Genomic DNA, 13,675 nt, shown 5'->3' with positions numbered 1-13,675 from the left:
ACTACCGTTTCCTTTGTTCGTCGTTCGCTTGTCAGTCGGCCAGATGGACGTCGAAGAGGTCCTCGGGACCGGGCAGGTCCGTCAGGTGCTCCGGGTCAAGATGCCAGCTCTTGCCCTTGCACTCGAGCTCGGGAAGCGTCTTCGGCTTTCCCTTGTCGGAACCCGGGTCCCCGGGGTCGCCCGGAGTGGACGGCGGGTCCGTGGGCTCGGCGCTGGGAGTGCCCCCGTCGTCGGGCGGGGTCGATTCGAACTGGCAGCGCGGCACGATCACGGCAGTCGCCCTTGCGTTGGCGTACTTCCGTTCCGTTCCCGGCACGATGCTGTCGCCCACGGGCTTGTCGGTCTTGATCTCGACCTCGTACCCCATCGGGAACCACACGGGGTTGCAGCCGTTGGGGACCACGTGAGCATCGTTCCTGTCGGCGAACTGCTGGGCCCGCCAGCAGGAGGGGTCGAGCCCCTGCACCCTGCCGTCGAAGATCTCCTGCCAGAGACTCGGATCGAGCACGTTCTTGAGCCACATGCCCGCGAGCTGATCCCGCTTGTCCTGAGCCGCCGCGAGAGCGGCGGCGTCGGCCGCGGTCTGCGCACCGTTCCGTGTCGCCGCGGCCTGGCCGACCGCAAGGAAGGCGAACGCGAGGAAGAGCAGGCCCGCCACCACCGTGATGTAGATGGGGAAGGCCTGCCCTGCGTCGCCGTACTTGCGGAGCTGCATCCGCTCTACTTGGTGACCGCGGTAATCTTGTTCTTGATGGCGTCGAAGATCGACTTGCCGATGTCCGTGCCGGTGATCGCCAGGACGATCGCCACGACCACCGCGATGATGCCCAGGTACTCGACCGCGGTCTGACCCTTGTCGCCGCGACGCTGCAGGGCCTCGACAGTCGTGTTCTTCCAGCCGTTCACGCGGACCTTGGCGGCAACAGCGGTCTTCAGCATGACGTCGCTCATGGTGTTCCCCTCCGGGTTCGGCCGGCCTCTGACCGGCCGACGTGTGAGTCTCGTTGTCGATCGCGCTTCCGGCTTCCTCCTTGCCGGTCTCGCTGTCGACATGAGAAACGTACGCCGTGAGAGGGGTCCCACCAGAGGGTCCCAGGGCCCAACCCCGGGCCCAAAGCGCGCTTTGGGCCCTGCCTCGTGCCGCGTGGGCCCGCGAGTCCGGCCGCCGGCCGGGGCCGCACGGACCGCCGCTCCCCCGTTCGAACATCTCCGGTCAGCCTCTCCCCGTCGCCTGGCCCGGCGCCGTGCCGAGCCACTTCGCTGCCGCTTCGCTGCGGCTGGTGCTGTGCAGTTTGGAGAAGATCCGGTTGATGTGGTTCTTGACGGTCTTCTCGCTGATGAAGCAAGTGGCGGCGATCTGCTGGTTGTTCATGCCCGATGCGATCAGGTCCATGATCTCCGCCTCCCTCGAACTCAGCCCGAAGCCCTCCCTGTTGACCGCGACCGAGTTCGGCCGCAACCACCCAGACGAAGACTGTGCCACATCCGGTTGCATTTGCGAAACCCCTTCCGGGTGAACATGCCGTTCGGAAGGGTGTTGTGCCACGTAGGGGGCGTTTTGCGATCGCGTTGCGGAGGGAGTCGCAGGGGTTGCCGTCGGAACGTTTCCGTACGCATAGGTGTTCGGGTCGCCCAGAGGGGACGCGGTGGCCCCGCCCAGCCCGTCGGGCAGCGGAGGCTGGGGCGTGCCAACGCCCGGGTCCTGTCGTACGTGCGCCAGCAGGGCTCCGGCGGCCGTGTGCGTGAAGTGGGGACGGCCCTCCTTGATGTCCCGGACCGCGGCCACCAGCTGATCCGCCGTGAACTCGCCGTGGACCAGGTATCCGCCGGCACCCAGCCGGAGCGCCTCCCGCACGATCTCGCTCTCCCGGCTGTACGTCAGCATCATGACCGGCGCGATACGGACCAGGTAGGGCAGCGCCGAGATGCCGTCGACACCCGGCATGCGCACATCGAGCAGGACCACGTCGGGATGGTGCCGCTGGGCCGCCTCGTAGGCCTGGCGGCCGTCCGCCGCTTCCGCCACCACCTCGATGTCCTCGCGGCCGGAGAGCAGGACCGTGAGTCCGGCACGTACGACCGGGTTGTCGTCGGCCACGACGACCCTCAGAGCGGTGGGGGCCTCAGGCGCGGGTGGGGGCGGAAAGCTCCCCGGGTCGGCGGAAGCGGGCTGCGCGGCGAAGCCGTGGGACGGAGTGTGTTCGGATCGGGCGGCCGTGTGCGCCGACGTGTGCTGGGAGACATGGGTGGGCGGATGGGGGTGCCCGCCGCTGTGGGGTATTCGGTCCGGCATCGTGCGGCCTCCTCTCGGGGGGTGGGGGGTGGGGGTCAAAGTCGTGCCTTTGGTGCGGCTTCGGCGGGGCGGCCCGTGAGCGCCGCGAGCGGCAGGTCGACGCGGACCTCGGTGCCCTTGGCGGCGCGGCCCCTCCCGATGCGGATGCGGGCCCCGACGGACGCCGCCCGTTCGACCATGCCCACCAGTCCGAAGTGACCGGCGCGCCGGAGCTCGTCGAGCGTCGTTCCCGGGGGCAGGCCCCGGCCGTCGTCGTAGACGCTGATGCGCAGCTGGTCGCCGAGCACTCCGGCGGACACGTCGACGTAGGTGGGCCCGGCGTGGCGGTGGGCGTTCTCCATGGCCTCGGAGGCGATCGTCAGCAACTGCCGGGCCACGGCCTGCGGAATGGCGGGCAGGTCCGCGTCGCCATGCGGCCGGTAGCTGGTGTGCAGGCCGGAGCGGCGCCCGAAGTCCGCTGTGCGGGAACGGAGTTCGCCCAGCATGTCGACGCCGCCGTCCAGTCCCGACTCCCGGCGCAGATCGGAGAGGAGTTCGCGGGACTCGGACGCCGCGCGCCGGGCGGAGCGGGCGACGAGCTCGGCCTGGTGCTTGACCGTGAGCGGATCCATGCGGTCGGCGGTGCCGACCAGGCCGTCGGCGGCGAGGGCGAGGCCGTGCAGGGTCTTGGCGACGGAGTCGTGCATCTCGCGGGCGAGGCGGGACCGCTCGTCGTCCACCGCCTCGGCGACCGCGAGCCGGGCCTGGACGGTGGTCAGCGCCTCCGTCGCCGCGCCGAAGCGCAGCATTAGTTTGCGCAGGCTGACGCCGACGGCTCCGATGACAATGCAGAGGCCGGGGAAAATGGTGGAGTTGGCGAAGGTCGCCTCCGCCGCCGAGCTGCCGTACACGGCCATGAGGATCAGGGACTGCAGGCACGCGAAGAAGGCCGCGCCGCGCCAGCCGTACACCAGTCCGGCCAGCAGGGGCGTGCAGACACTGACGTAGGCCAGTGTGCTGTCCGGACCCGCCGCGATAAGCAGCAGCGAGCCGAAGAGGGTGTCCAGGGCCAGCAGCGACGGATGCCGCAGGAGCAGCGGGCCGAACCGCTCCCAGTCCCGGAAGAGGGCGTACGACCCCATGAAGGTGACCAGGACCGCTGCACCCACCAGCTCGGTGGCCAGGCCCGGAGCGGCGTTCATGAGCGCGATCGGCGAAGCGAGCGCGATCATCGCCAGACGGAAGCCGAAGACCTGCCGGCACATCGCCTGGAGTGCACTGACCTGGATGTTGATCGCGGGCCCCGCGGGCCCCGCAGTGACACCGGTGTGCCCCGGATGCCGGCCACCCGCGTGCGGGGGCAGGAGTGTGCCGGCGGGCGGAGTGGTGATCTCCGCCGGCCGGCGCACCGTTGCTGCCCTCGCCCACAGCAACCGGGGCGGGCGTATCTTCACGGGCGCCTCACCTGCCCGCGATGGAGCCGAAGTCGGTGCCGGAGCCCAGGATGAGGCCCGCGCCCAGGAGGATCATGGTCGCCGGGACCATGAAGGTAGTGATCATCATCGTGGCCTTGGGCACTGCGCGAGCGGCCTTGCGGCGGGCGTTCTGGGCGTCGGTGCGGCGCATGTCCTTGGCGATGGACACAAGGGTGTCCACGATGGGGGCACCCAGCTCCTCACCCTGCTGCAGCGCCGTGACGAACATGGCGACCTGCTCCGAGTCGTTGCGCTTGCGCAGCTCCGCGAAGGCCTGACGGCGGCCCATGCCCATGTCCATCTGGCGCAGGGTGATCCGGAGCTCGTCGGACCAGGGACCCTCGTAGTGGCTGGCCACCCGGTCCAGGGCCTGGCGGAAGCCGAGACCGGCGCTGACGACGACGGCGAGGACGTCGAGGAAGTCGGGCAGTGTGCGCTCGATCTGGTCCTTGCGGATGCGGACGGCCGACCAGATGCCGACCTCCGTCCAGAAGGCGCCGAACGCGAACAGGATCAGGGCGACGAAGACGCTGCCCTTGGACAGCATGACCAGACCGCCGAGACCGCCGAGGACGCCGTAGACGGCGCGCCGGGCGGCGTAGCGGTCGATGGTGAGACCGCCGGGGTTGCCCGCGAGGTCGATCTTGCGGCGCACCTTGTTGACCCGCTTGGGGCCCATCAGGTTGAGCACGCGCGGTGCGTACGGCATGCCGAGCCGGTCGACGAGCGAGTCCACGGCGCCGGTGCGGGTCGAGCCGACCTCGAGTGCCACGGCCAGGTCGCTGGGCAGCTTGGCGTCGGCGCGGTACATGCGGATGCCGTGGAAGGCACCCCAGATGCTGAGGCCCATCACGAGGGCGAGTATCAGTCCCATCGCGGCCCCCTAGACGTCGATCCGCGACATGCGGCGGATGAGGACGAAGCCGATCGCGTACAGCGCGAAGGCGACGATCACGCAGATCTGGCCCGTCGGCGATCCGGTCATGCGGTCCAGGGCCCCGTCCTTGACGCCGTTCATGAGGAACAGGGCGCCCACGCCCATGACCGGGACGGCGTACGAGGTCATGCCGACCTGCGACAGCTGGGTGCGGACCTCGCGCCGGGTCTCCTTGCGCTCCTCCAGGGTGTCCGTGAGGTTGCGCAGGGCGCCGACGACCGTACCGCCGGCCTTGTTGGAGAGGACGAGCGTCGTCACCAGGACGACGAGCTCGCGGGACGGCAGACGCTCGGCCAGTTCGCCGAGGGCGTCCTCGATGGAGTGGCCGACGGCGAGCTGGTTGGAGACCTTGCCCAGCTCCTCGCCCGCGGGGGCTTCGAGCTCGTCGGCGGCCATGCTGAGCGCGGTGCGCAGCGCCAGACCGGCCTGGGTGGCGTTGGCGAGGATGCGCGCCAGTTCGGGCAGCTGGTTGATGAACTTGTCGATGCGGCGCTGCCGCTGCCAGTTGAGGAACTGCATCGCCACGTAGATGCCGAGCAGCCCGCTCAGCGGACCGAAGAACGGCGCCAGGGCGGCCTGGCCGATGAGCCACAGGCCCGCCACGGTGGCGACCATGTAGACGAAGAACTCGCCCGGCGTCAGCTCGAGGCCGGTGGCAGCCAGCTTCCGTTCCAGCTTCTTGCCGAACCTGGTGCGGCGGACACGGCGGTCGATCCCACGGAACGGGCGGGGGCGGCCCAGCGAGATCTGGCCCGTCGTCGACAGGCGGTCGACGAGTGCGTCGCGCTGGGCCCTGCCCGACGCGTACGCGTGTATGCCCATGACGACGAGGACGCACGCCAGCAGCGTGACGCCCATCGTCAGGGGAACGAGGTTGTCCATGGGGGGATACCTACCTGGCTTCTCGGGTGGCGAGCTGGTCGACGGAGGTGGCGACGCCGTAGGCCTGCGGAATGGGCTGGCTGGCCATGTAGAGGCGTTCCGCCGTGCGACGCGGGAGCGGGAAGTATTCGAAGGCACCGTGGATACGGCCGTCGGCGCCCATCGGCTGCGCATGGAAGCGCGCGACGGTGGCGATCCGGTAGGGGTCGCCGCCGTGGCTGTCGAGGACCGCGATCTCGGTGATCTTGCGGGTGCCGTCGGCGTGCCGGGTGAGCTGCACGATCACGTCGACGGCGCTGTTGATCTGGTCGTGCAGCGCCTCGAAGGGGATTTCCACCTCGGACATGGAGGCGAGCGTCTGCAGACGCATCAGCGCGTCCTCGGCGTTGTTCGCGTGGACGGTGGCCAGCGAACCGTCGTGACCGGTGGACATCGCCTGGAGCATGTCGAGGGACTCACCGCCACGCACCTCACCGACGACGATGCGGTCGGGGCGCATACGCAGCGAGTTGCGCACCAGGTCGCGGATGGTGATCTGACCGCGGCCCTCGACGTTCGGGGGCCGGGACTCCAGACGGATGACGTGGCTCTGCTGGAGCTGGAGCTCGGCGGAGTCCTCGATGGTGATGATGCGCTCGCCGTCGGGGATGAGGCCGGAGAGCGCGTTGAGGAGGGTCGTCTTTCCGGTGCCGGTCGCACCCGACACGATGATGTTGAACTTCCCCTGGACCAGACCCGAGAGGAGCAGCAGCATCTGCTCGTCCAGCGAGCCGAAGGCGATCATCTCCTGGAGGGTGAAGGAGCGCGGGAAGCGGCGGATGGTCAGCGTCGCGCCGGTGAGCGCCAGCGGCGGGATGATCACGTTGACGCGCTCGCCGGAGGGGAGGCGTGCGTCGACCATGGGATTCGACTCGTCCACACGCCTGTTGACGGTGGAGACGATGCGCTCGATGGTCTGCATGAGCTGGTCGTGGGACGCGAAGCGCATCGGCAGCTTCTCGACCCGGCCCGCACGCTCGACGAAGATCGTGTCGGGTCCGTTGACCATGATCTCGGTGATGGAGGCGTCCTCGAGGAGCGGCTCCAGGATGCCGAGCCCCAGCGCCTCGTCGACGACGCGGCGGATCAGCTGCGAGCGCTCGACGGTGGACAGCACCGGGCCCTCGCGGCTGATGATGTGTCCGAGCACGCGCTCCAGACGGGCCCTGCGCTCGGTGGCAGCGAGCGAGGACATCTCCGCCAGGTCGATCTCCTCCAGGAGCTTGGCCCGGTACGTGGCGACCATGTGGCCGTCCTCGCCCCGTGTCCCACTCTCCTCGGGGGAGTTGATGCGTGCCCGCAGGCTCATGAATGCGTACTCCTCGGTAGTTGCGTCTGCCCGGGCCGGGTCAGTCGTCGTAGGGCATGGTGGCCTTCTTCTCCGCCGGGTCGAAGTCCCAGCCCGGGACGAGCGAAGGAATCTTCACGGTGGCGGTGACGGTCACCTCCTTGCCGAAATCGGCCCTCTCGAAGCTGGTCCCGTCGGCGACCCAGCCACTCACGGCGTCCTTGCCGTCCTGCCTCCAGGCGAGGTTGCCGAGCGAGGCGCTCCGGGCAGCGGTCCGCGCCGCCGTGCCGGCCTGCTGGGACGTGTAGGCGATGAGACCGAGCTGCAGGGCCGCCATCGCCACCAGGATCAGCAAGGGAATGAATCCCAGGTACTCCAGCGCGACCTGGCCGCGGTCCCGGGTGCGCTTCTCGGGTGTGGGCCTCATGGTGTGCTCTCCCCCGGACGTCGTCACCTGGTCTCCTCCTCGAGCGCGCCGGCGTCGCCCTCCGCCCGGAAGGGGAAGGCGATGGAACCCGGGAAGAGCACGGGCACGTCGAGCCGCACGTTCGCGGTGACGTATCCCCGGGCCGGGTCGGTGTGGCACTCGACATGGGCGCCGCCCAGCCATGCGTCCGGCAGCTTGTCCCTGCCGGCCTGCTCGCACTCGGTCTCGCGGTTCCAGTTGGGCGCCGCAGCGGCCGTGTGCACCGCCTCGTCCGCCGCGTTCCCCGCCAGCATGTACGTGTATCCGGCGAGCACGAACTGCCAGACCAGCACCAGCGTCAGGATGATCAGCGGCGTCATGCCCAGAAACTCGATGGTGACCTGGCCGCGGTCCCCCTGCCGGATTCCGCCCCGGCGGCCGGTCATGACGACCGCGGTCGTACGTGGTCGTATCCCCCGGACCCGCATGTCAGCCCTCTCCCTCCTTGGCAGTTCCCCCGCGACGGCGGCGGATTCCGACGGAACCGCGGTCGCCCCGGAACTTCCCTGCCTTGTCGGCGCCTTCGGGAACCCGGATCAGGCCGAGTTCGCCGGCGAGGCCCCACAGGGCCTGCTTCACAACGCTCTTGCTGTCGAGGTCCTGGATCCGGCCCGCGTCGACCGCTCCCTGCAACTCCTTGAAGTTGGCGGGGACGGCGATGCCGGCGACCTGGGTGCCGGTGGTCTTCTGAACGACCGCCGGCTGGATCTCGGTGTTGCGGGTGTAGCGGTTGATGAGGGTGACGGTCTCCTCCGCCTTGCGGATCTGGAGCCGGTCCCACAAGCGCACCATACGCTTGGCGGCTCGGACGGCCACCACGTCCGGGGTGGTGACGAGCAGCGCGGTGTCGGCCATCTCGATGGCGGCGGCGTTGGCGCTGGTCATCTGCACCCCGGAGTCGACGACGACGACGTCGTAGCGTGAGCGCAGGGCGCTGATGATCTGGCGCGTCGCCCGGTCGCTCACCTCCTCGCCGCGCTCGCCGTGGCCGGGCGCCAGCAGCAGGGCCATGCCCGTGTCGTGGTTGTACACGGCGTCGGCCAGAACCCGCGGCGAGATGTCGGTGATCCCCGCGAGGTCGACGATGGACCGGCGGAACTGCACGTCGAGGTAGGAGGCGACGTCTCCGGCCTGGAGATCCATGTCGACGAGCGCCGCGGTGCTGCCCGAGGCCTGCGCGGCGAGAGCGAGCTGAATGGCCGTCAGCGTGGTACCCACGCCGCCCTTCGCCCCGGTCACCGTCACGACCGTGCCGCCCGGCCCGGTGAAGACGTCACCGCTGTGGCCCAGGTGACGGCGCACGCCCACGGACCACTGGGCGGCCGCCTGCACACGGCTGACGAGCTCCTCGTAGCTGAGCGGCAGGGCCACCAGGCCTCGGGCCCCGGAGTCCATGGCGGCGGCGAACAGTCCGGGGCTCGCGTCCGCGGTGATGAGGATGACGGCGACCGCGGGAAAGCGGAGCGCCACCTCACGGATCAGTTCCAGAGCCGGAACCGGGCCGATCCGCTCGTGCACCAGCACCACTTCGGGCAGCTCGTCGAGCGACTCACCGGCCAGTCGGGCGAGCATGTCGATGAGCTGTGTCGAGTCGACGACCGGTGCGGCCGGCTCTGCGTCGGGGAGCTGACTGAGGAGGGTGGTGATGGATCTGGCCGCGTCGGCGTCACCGACCGCCGGAAGGATCCTCGTGGTCATGCAGACCTCACTTGTCCTGGGTGAGCTCGTAGGTCCGCTCGCTCGGACGGATGGTGGTGTCACTGCCGGGCGCGACGAGAGCGAGACGGACGTGCTCCGCGAACGACTCCGCGTACGCGATGCGCTGGGCGTTGAGCGTGTTGAGCGCGAAGGTGATCGGCACGGCCTCGGTGGGCTGGCCGCCGCGGTCGCCCTCCTTCGGCTGCAGGGGCGTGAGCCTGCCGACGTCGAGGACCCTGGCGTTCGAGACGATGATCTTCGACTTGGCCGGGACGCCCTGCCGGTCGCCGGCGAACGTGGCGAAGACATTGACGGTCGAGCCGGGGGTGATCTTGCCGGCGACACCGGTCTCGGCGTCGATCATGATCGCGATCTCCTGCTCGCCCGGCTGCAGGGCCGGCCGCTTCACGATCATGTCGTTCTGCAGCAGGGAGCCGCTGCGCAGCTGGGTGACCGCGATCTTGCCGTTGATCTCGGAGATGTCGGTCACGGCGTTGCGCGACAGCCAGCGCTTGGGCATCGACACCTTCTCGAACTGGCTCGTACGCAAGACCGTGTAGGGCGCGACGTCGGACTTCAGCTGATACGCCGTGACCTCCGGGCCGACCTTGGACTTCGCATCGCTGATCACCGACAGAACACCGGCGAAGGCGCCGAAGGCGCACAGGACGGACAGGAGCAGGAGTATGACGCCGCGGCGCTGGCGGGAATTCATGAGCCGTACAACCTCATTGTGGGGACGGGGTCTGGGCGGACTGTGGGACGGGCGAGCCGGCGCGCATCACTGGCGCGCGCGGGCCTCTTGGTTCAGGACACCGCCGGCGGGGTTTTGGTTCTCGTAAACCGGCGGGGTGGCAGAGCAGAACACACAGCGGTCACCGATGAGTTCGAGTCCGCACCAGTGACAGTGGTCCCGGCGCACCGAGGTGACGAGCTGGTACAGGACGGAGAGGTCCGGCAGATAGGTCGCGAACTCCACCAGCTTGCCGGTGCCCCACCACCGCTCCGACTCGGCGGGGAGCTGGGCCTCGCGCAGCCCCTGGACCTGCCAGGCGTTCGCCAGGGTCCCGCTCACCCAGTCGGTCTGGAGCTGCCCCTTGGCGACGAGGAGCCAGGTGCCGAACTCCGGTCCGGACAGCTTCGCCTCCGGACCGATCCTCACCAGTTGCGGGGCGGGGTTGGCGATCACGCCGAACTGACTGCCGGGCACCCAGGACTTGGCGTGGGACTTGAGGCTGACCGGAACGCGGTCGAGCTTGGCCACGGAGTTGAGGACCGCGCCCGCGTGGATGTAGTGGGTGAGCAGCCGTCCTGCGGACGCCACGACACCGGCCGAGAGGTCGGTGACCGACAGCTGGCGCAGCTGGCGCACCAGCACGGCCACCCCGAGTGGCGGAAGGTCCGACTTGAGCAGGGCGATACGGTCGCTCTCCATGATCGAACGCATGGTGTGCAGCCGCCGCTCCATCGCCGGCGGGGTCGCGGAGGAGTAGACGACGATCACATGACCGTGCTGCTCCAGCAGGACCTGCATGTCCACCAGGGCCTGCTCGAGCGGCTGTTCGTCCGGGGCCCTCAGTGGAACGGCAGGCGGCGTCTGCTGATCATTTGGCGGCAACACCATGTCAGCGCTGCTGACAGCAATTGCGGTCGGCACGTCGAGTTCCCCGTTCACTCCGGCTGCAGCGACACGCAGCCGCTGACGTTCGCAGCCCTGCACAGCTACCTCAGCACTTTATCCACGCCCTATGGCCCGGAGAACACTGATTACGCAACCATGAGACGCTCAGAGATGGGCAAGTGCGTACAGATATGGACAGGACGGACGTCCACTTGAAGCCAAATGGCCAATTTGCGTTACCCAGTTGAAATTTGAACGCAGAACGATCGCAGGGTGAGTGACTACAGAATTTTCACAAGCGGCGCCCTCGACCGCCGCAGAGAACCCGAAAGGTGACGGGAGTCACTCGGAGCGCAGGTCGCGGAACTGTCGAATGCCGTGCCGCACCGGCGGGATGCCGGTGCGAGCGGGCGTCGTCGCGGCCCCTCGAAAGCCCTCTCAGCCATTCGACAACGTACTGATGGCCAGCCAGACGAAGAGCCCCAGAAAGAACGTGACGGCGAGGAAGGCGATGGCGGGGACGATCACCGGCGCCAAGTCGTCCCGGCCCGCGATGGTCGCGGTTCCCTCGGGGTCCGCCGGATCGAAGTGCACCACGGTCCGGTAGCCGACCTGCGTGTACGCGGCCGCGGCGTCCTCCACGTACTCGATACGGCGACCGTCAGGGGCCTGGAAGGCGAACACGTGGTAGCGGTGCGAACTGACGGTGTCGACCCGGGACTCCACATTGCGGACCGATACGCACTCGGCTTCTGCCGTCGCTCCACCGAACAGGACACGGCGGATGCGCAGCAGCCGCCGCAGCAGATGGACGAAGAGGGGCACAAGCATGACCAGGGGCAGGCACACGAGCAACCCCGTAGCCAGCCCTTCCGCTCCACTCATCCATGACTCCCGGCGATCTGAGGTTTTCTTGATGATCTTTGGGTCCCGGGTGGGTCCGTGGACCCAGGACTTCGGGATATACCCACGCTAGCGTCTCCGCCGAGAATCTGGCACGGAGAGGTAGCGAAAGCACGACATGAGCCGCACATCGAGCAACTGGCGAGGAATACCCGGGAAACAGCCGTACAGCGTATCCTCCCGCGAAGGCTCGAGGGCGTTCTTCTCGCTCATGCTCGCCTGGGCCGCAGGCATCGTGGTCTTCTACGCCGCCGGGGCCGCACTGGGACTCATCCCGGAAAGCGCGGCCACACCGGAACGCCTGTCCCACTTCGCCTGGCGGCTCGCACTCATCTATCTGCCCAACGCCGTCTGCGCGTTTCTCGCCGTTCTGACATCGGCACGCGTCCACCGGGAGCCTCATCGCGAGTCCCGCGTCCTTCACGTCGTCGCCGGCTGCGGTGTTCCCGTACTGGCAATGATGCGGACCATTCTTTCCGAATGGGACATTCTGCAGCTCGAGGGCATCTGCATGATGGCCGCCTGTGTCGCCCTGGGCGGCCTGTGCGGAATGCTGGTCGACCGGCTGTGGGAGGCCGGGCAGGGTCGCAGCGGACACCTCTGGGGCGACTCCGGCGCCACAGCCGCCGAGTACCTCGGTACCGTCGTGGTCGTGGTGGCCATCGTGGCCGGCATTACCGCCACCGGTCTCGGTGGAGAGCTCGCCGACCGCCTGCGCGTGGAGATATGCAGGCTCACCGGAGGGAACTGCTCGGCACACTCCGGGGCGGAATCCGGGGCGAAGCAGACCGACGAGGACTTCGAACCCGCCCTGTGCAACACCAGGAACGTATCGGGAACAGCGGGCCACGAAGTCAAACTGCTCTGGTTCAAGCTGGGCAATGAATATGCGTTCCAGAAGTCCGACTTCGTCAAGCAGGTCAAGGACGGGAACGGCAATCCGAAGAGTGTCCACAAGTACCGCATCACCTTCTCGCAGGCCGGAAAGCTGAGCGGTGCCTGGTCGCCCAAGTTCGGCCTGAAAGCAGGAGAGTTGGACGATTCCCCTGCCGAGGTGGAGCTCGAGGGCGGCATCAAGCTGACCAACGGCGACACCTTCGAATTCGACAACGAGAAGGCTCGGGACGACTTCCTCGAGAAGCTGGACCAGCGGGCCAGCGCCAAGGCGCAGATGCAGTACGGACGCGACTTCGCGTCGATTCAGGGCGCCAAGCGGTACATGGATCTCGACAAGGAGATCAACAAGACCGTAGACGGGAAGAAGATCTCGTACGGAACCGTGGCCCTCGAGGGGACCGCGAATGCGAGCTTCGCCCTGAACGACAAGGAGAACGCGGCGATCGCCGCCAAGCTGGGTGGCAAGGTCAAGGCCGCTCCCGGGGTGACCATCACCAGGGACTCCATCAACGGCCTCGAGGGGAGCACCTACACCTTCGAGCTGGAGGGTGGACTGAACCTCGAGGGGAAGAAGAACGGTGCCGCCACCAAGCCCGAGGGAAGCGGCAAGCGGACGGCGACCGTCACCGTGAACCGGGACGTGCACAGCCCGCACAAGCTGAAGTCGATCATCATCACGCACACCTCCCAGTTCAAGGGAAGCGTGAAGAACAGCGTCGAGGGCAGCAAGGAGGGCACGACCGAGGACGAGAACGGAAAGAAGACGAAGGGCAAGATCGGCGGTAGCTCCACCAAGGACAGGACCTACACCAAGACCATCACCAACTCGCTCAAGTTCGACGACGCCGAACCAGGTGTGGACAGCGACCGCAAGGTCGCCGAGGACTGGCTCAAGAACAACAAGACGGCAGCCTTCACCAGCCTGTTCTCGGACGACGCCCCGACCGAAGCCCCGAAGAACGGTGGCGACTTCGACCGCCTCATGTTCGACAAGGGCCAGTCCAGCCTGACCCAGTACAAGGGCGTCGGCGACGCCGCCGAGTTCGGGTTCGAGCTCAACCTCGCGGTCGCGGACGTGGGCTACAAGGCATCCTTCTCGAAGGACGTGCAGCAGCTCGGCGAGGCAAAATTCCTCGGCGCCCCGCACGACGGCAAGCGCGGTTACGTCCCCTTCGGACTCTGCGCGAAGTGACGAGT

At 68.2% G+C, this 13,675-nt stretch carries 14 protein-coding genes; 1 reads left to right on the top strand and 13 read right to left on the bottom strand.

What is annotated here, in order from left to right:
• Nucleotides 1-31: 31 nt before the first annotated feature.
• The 13 genes from ACWCP6_RS05385 to ACWCP6_RS05325 form a co-directional block, all read right to left on the bottom strand.
• Nucleotides 32-715: a pilus assembly protein TadG-related protein gene (locus ACWCP6_RS05385; RefSeq protein WP_450930984.1), complete on the bottom strand. Its 684-nt coding sequence runs from the start codon at nucleotides 713-715 to the stop codon at nucleotides 32-34.
• A gap of 5 nt (nucleotides 716-720) precedes the next feature.
• On the bottom strand, nucleotides 721-951 hold the full coding sequence (locus tag ACWCP6_RS05380; protein WP_450930983.1) for a Flp family type IVb pilin: 231 nt from the start codon (nucleotides 949-951) through the stop codon (nucleotides 721-723).
• A gap of 262 nt (nucleotides 952-1,213) precedes the next feature.
• Nucleotides 1,214-2,293 (bottom strand): response regulator, encoded by a 1,080-nt coding sequence (locus ACWCP6_RS05375; protein ID WP_450930982.1) that lies wholly within the window; start codon nucleotides 2,291-2,293, stop codon nucleotides 1,214-1,216.
• A gap of 35 nt (nucleotides 2,294-2,328) precedes the next feature.
• Nucleotides 2,329-3,726: a sensor histidine kinase gene (locus tag ACWCP6_RS05370; RefSeq protein ID WP_450930981.1), complete on the bottom strand. Its 1,398-nt coding sequence runs from the start codon at nucleotides 3,724-3,726 to the stop codon at nucleotides 2,329-2,331.
• 7 nt (nucleotides 3,727-3,733) lie between these two features.
• On the bottom strand, nucleotides 3,734-4,621 hold the full coding sequence (locus ACWCP6_RS05365) for a DUF5936 domain-containing protein (RefSeq protein ID WP_450930980.1): 888 nt from the start codon (nucleotides 4,619-4,621) through the stop codon (nucleotides 3,734-3,736).
• 9 nt (nucleotides 4,622-4,630) lie between these two features.
• Nucleotides 4,631-5,566: a type II secretion system F family protein gene (locus ACWCP6_RS05360; protein ID WP_450930979.1), complete on the bottom strand. Its 936-nt coding sequence runs from the start codon at nucleotides 5,564-5,566 to the stop codon at nucleotides 4,631-4,633.
• A gap of 10 nt (nucleotides 5,567-5,576) precedes the next feature.
• Complete coding sequence (locus ACWCP6_RS05355; RefSeq protein WP_450930978.1) at nucleotides 5,577-6,914, bottom strand: CpaF family protein; 1,338 nt, start codon at nucleotides 6,912-6,914, stop codon at nucleotides 5,577-5,579.
• Nucleotides 6,915-6,954: 40 nt separating this feature from the next.
• The gene (locus tag ACWCP6_RS05350; protein ID WP_450930977.1) at nucleotides 6,955-7,320 is read right to left on the bottom strand and encodes a TadE/TadG family type IV pilus assembly protein; all 366 of its coding nucleotides are present in this window, start codon (nucleotides 7,318-7,320) and stop codon (nucleotides 6,955-6,957) included.
• 23 nt (nucleotides 7,321-7,343) lie between these two features.
• Entirely contained in the window at nucleotides 7,344-7,745 is a 402-nt protein-coding gene (locus ACWCP6_RS05345; protein ID WP_450931117.1) for a TadE/TadG family type IV pilus assembly protein, read from the bottom strand.
• Between the two features lie 43 nt (nucleotides 7,746-7,788).
• On the bottom strand, nucleotides 7,789-9,057 hold the full coding sequence (locus tag ACWCP6_RS05340; protein ID WP_450930976.1) for an AAA family ATPase: 1,269 nt from the start codon (nucleotides 9,055-9,057) through the stop codon (nucleotides 7,789-7,791).
• Nucleotides 9,058-9,064: 7 nt separating this feature from the next.
• Nucleotides 9,065-9,772: a Flp pilus assembly protein CpaB gene (gene cpaB, locus ACWCP6_RS05335; RefSeq protein WP_450930975.1), complete on the bottom strand. Its 708-nt coding sequence runs from the start codon at nucleotides 9,770-9,772 to the stop codon at nucleotides 9,065-9,067.
• Nucleotides 9,773-9,838: 66 nt separating this feature from the next.
• Entirely contained in the window at nucleotides 9,839-10,681 is an 843-nt protein-coding gene (locus ACWCP6_RS05330) for a hypothetical protein (protein ID WP_450930974.1), read from the bottom strand.
• Between the two features lie 435 nt (nucleotides 10,682-11,116).
• Nucleotides 11,117-11,563, bottom strand: coding sequence for a DUF3592 domain-containing protein (locus ACWCP6_RS05325; RefSeq protein ID WP_450930973.1), 447 nt, complete (start codon nucleotides 11,561-11,563; stop codon nucleotides 11,117-11,119).
• A 136-nt stretch (nucleotides 11,564-11,699) separates the two neighbouring features.
• Between ACWCP6_RS05325 and ACWCP6_RS05320 the strand changes: the two genes are divergently transcribed.
• The gene (locus ACWCP6_RS05320; protein WP_450930972.1) at nucleotides 11,700-13,670 is read left to right on the top strand and encodes a hypothetical protein; all 1,971 of its coding nucleotides are present in this window, start codon (nucleotides 11,700-11,702) and stop codon (nucleotides 13,668-13,670) included.
• Nucleotides 13,671-13,675: the final 5 nt, after the last annotated feature.

The sequence above is a fragment of the Streptomyces sp. NPDC002004 genome (assembly GCF_053593975.1).
The sequence above is the reverse complement of the archived record's forward strand: the minus strand, read 5'-3'. Positions and strand labels throughout refer to the sequence as shown.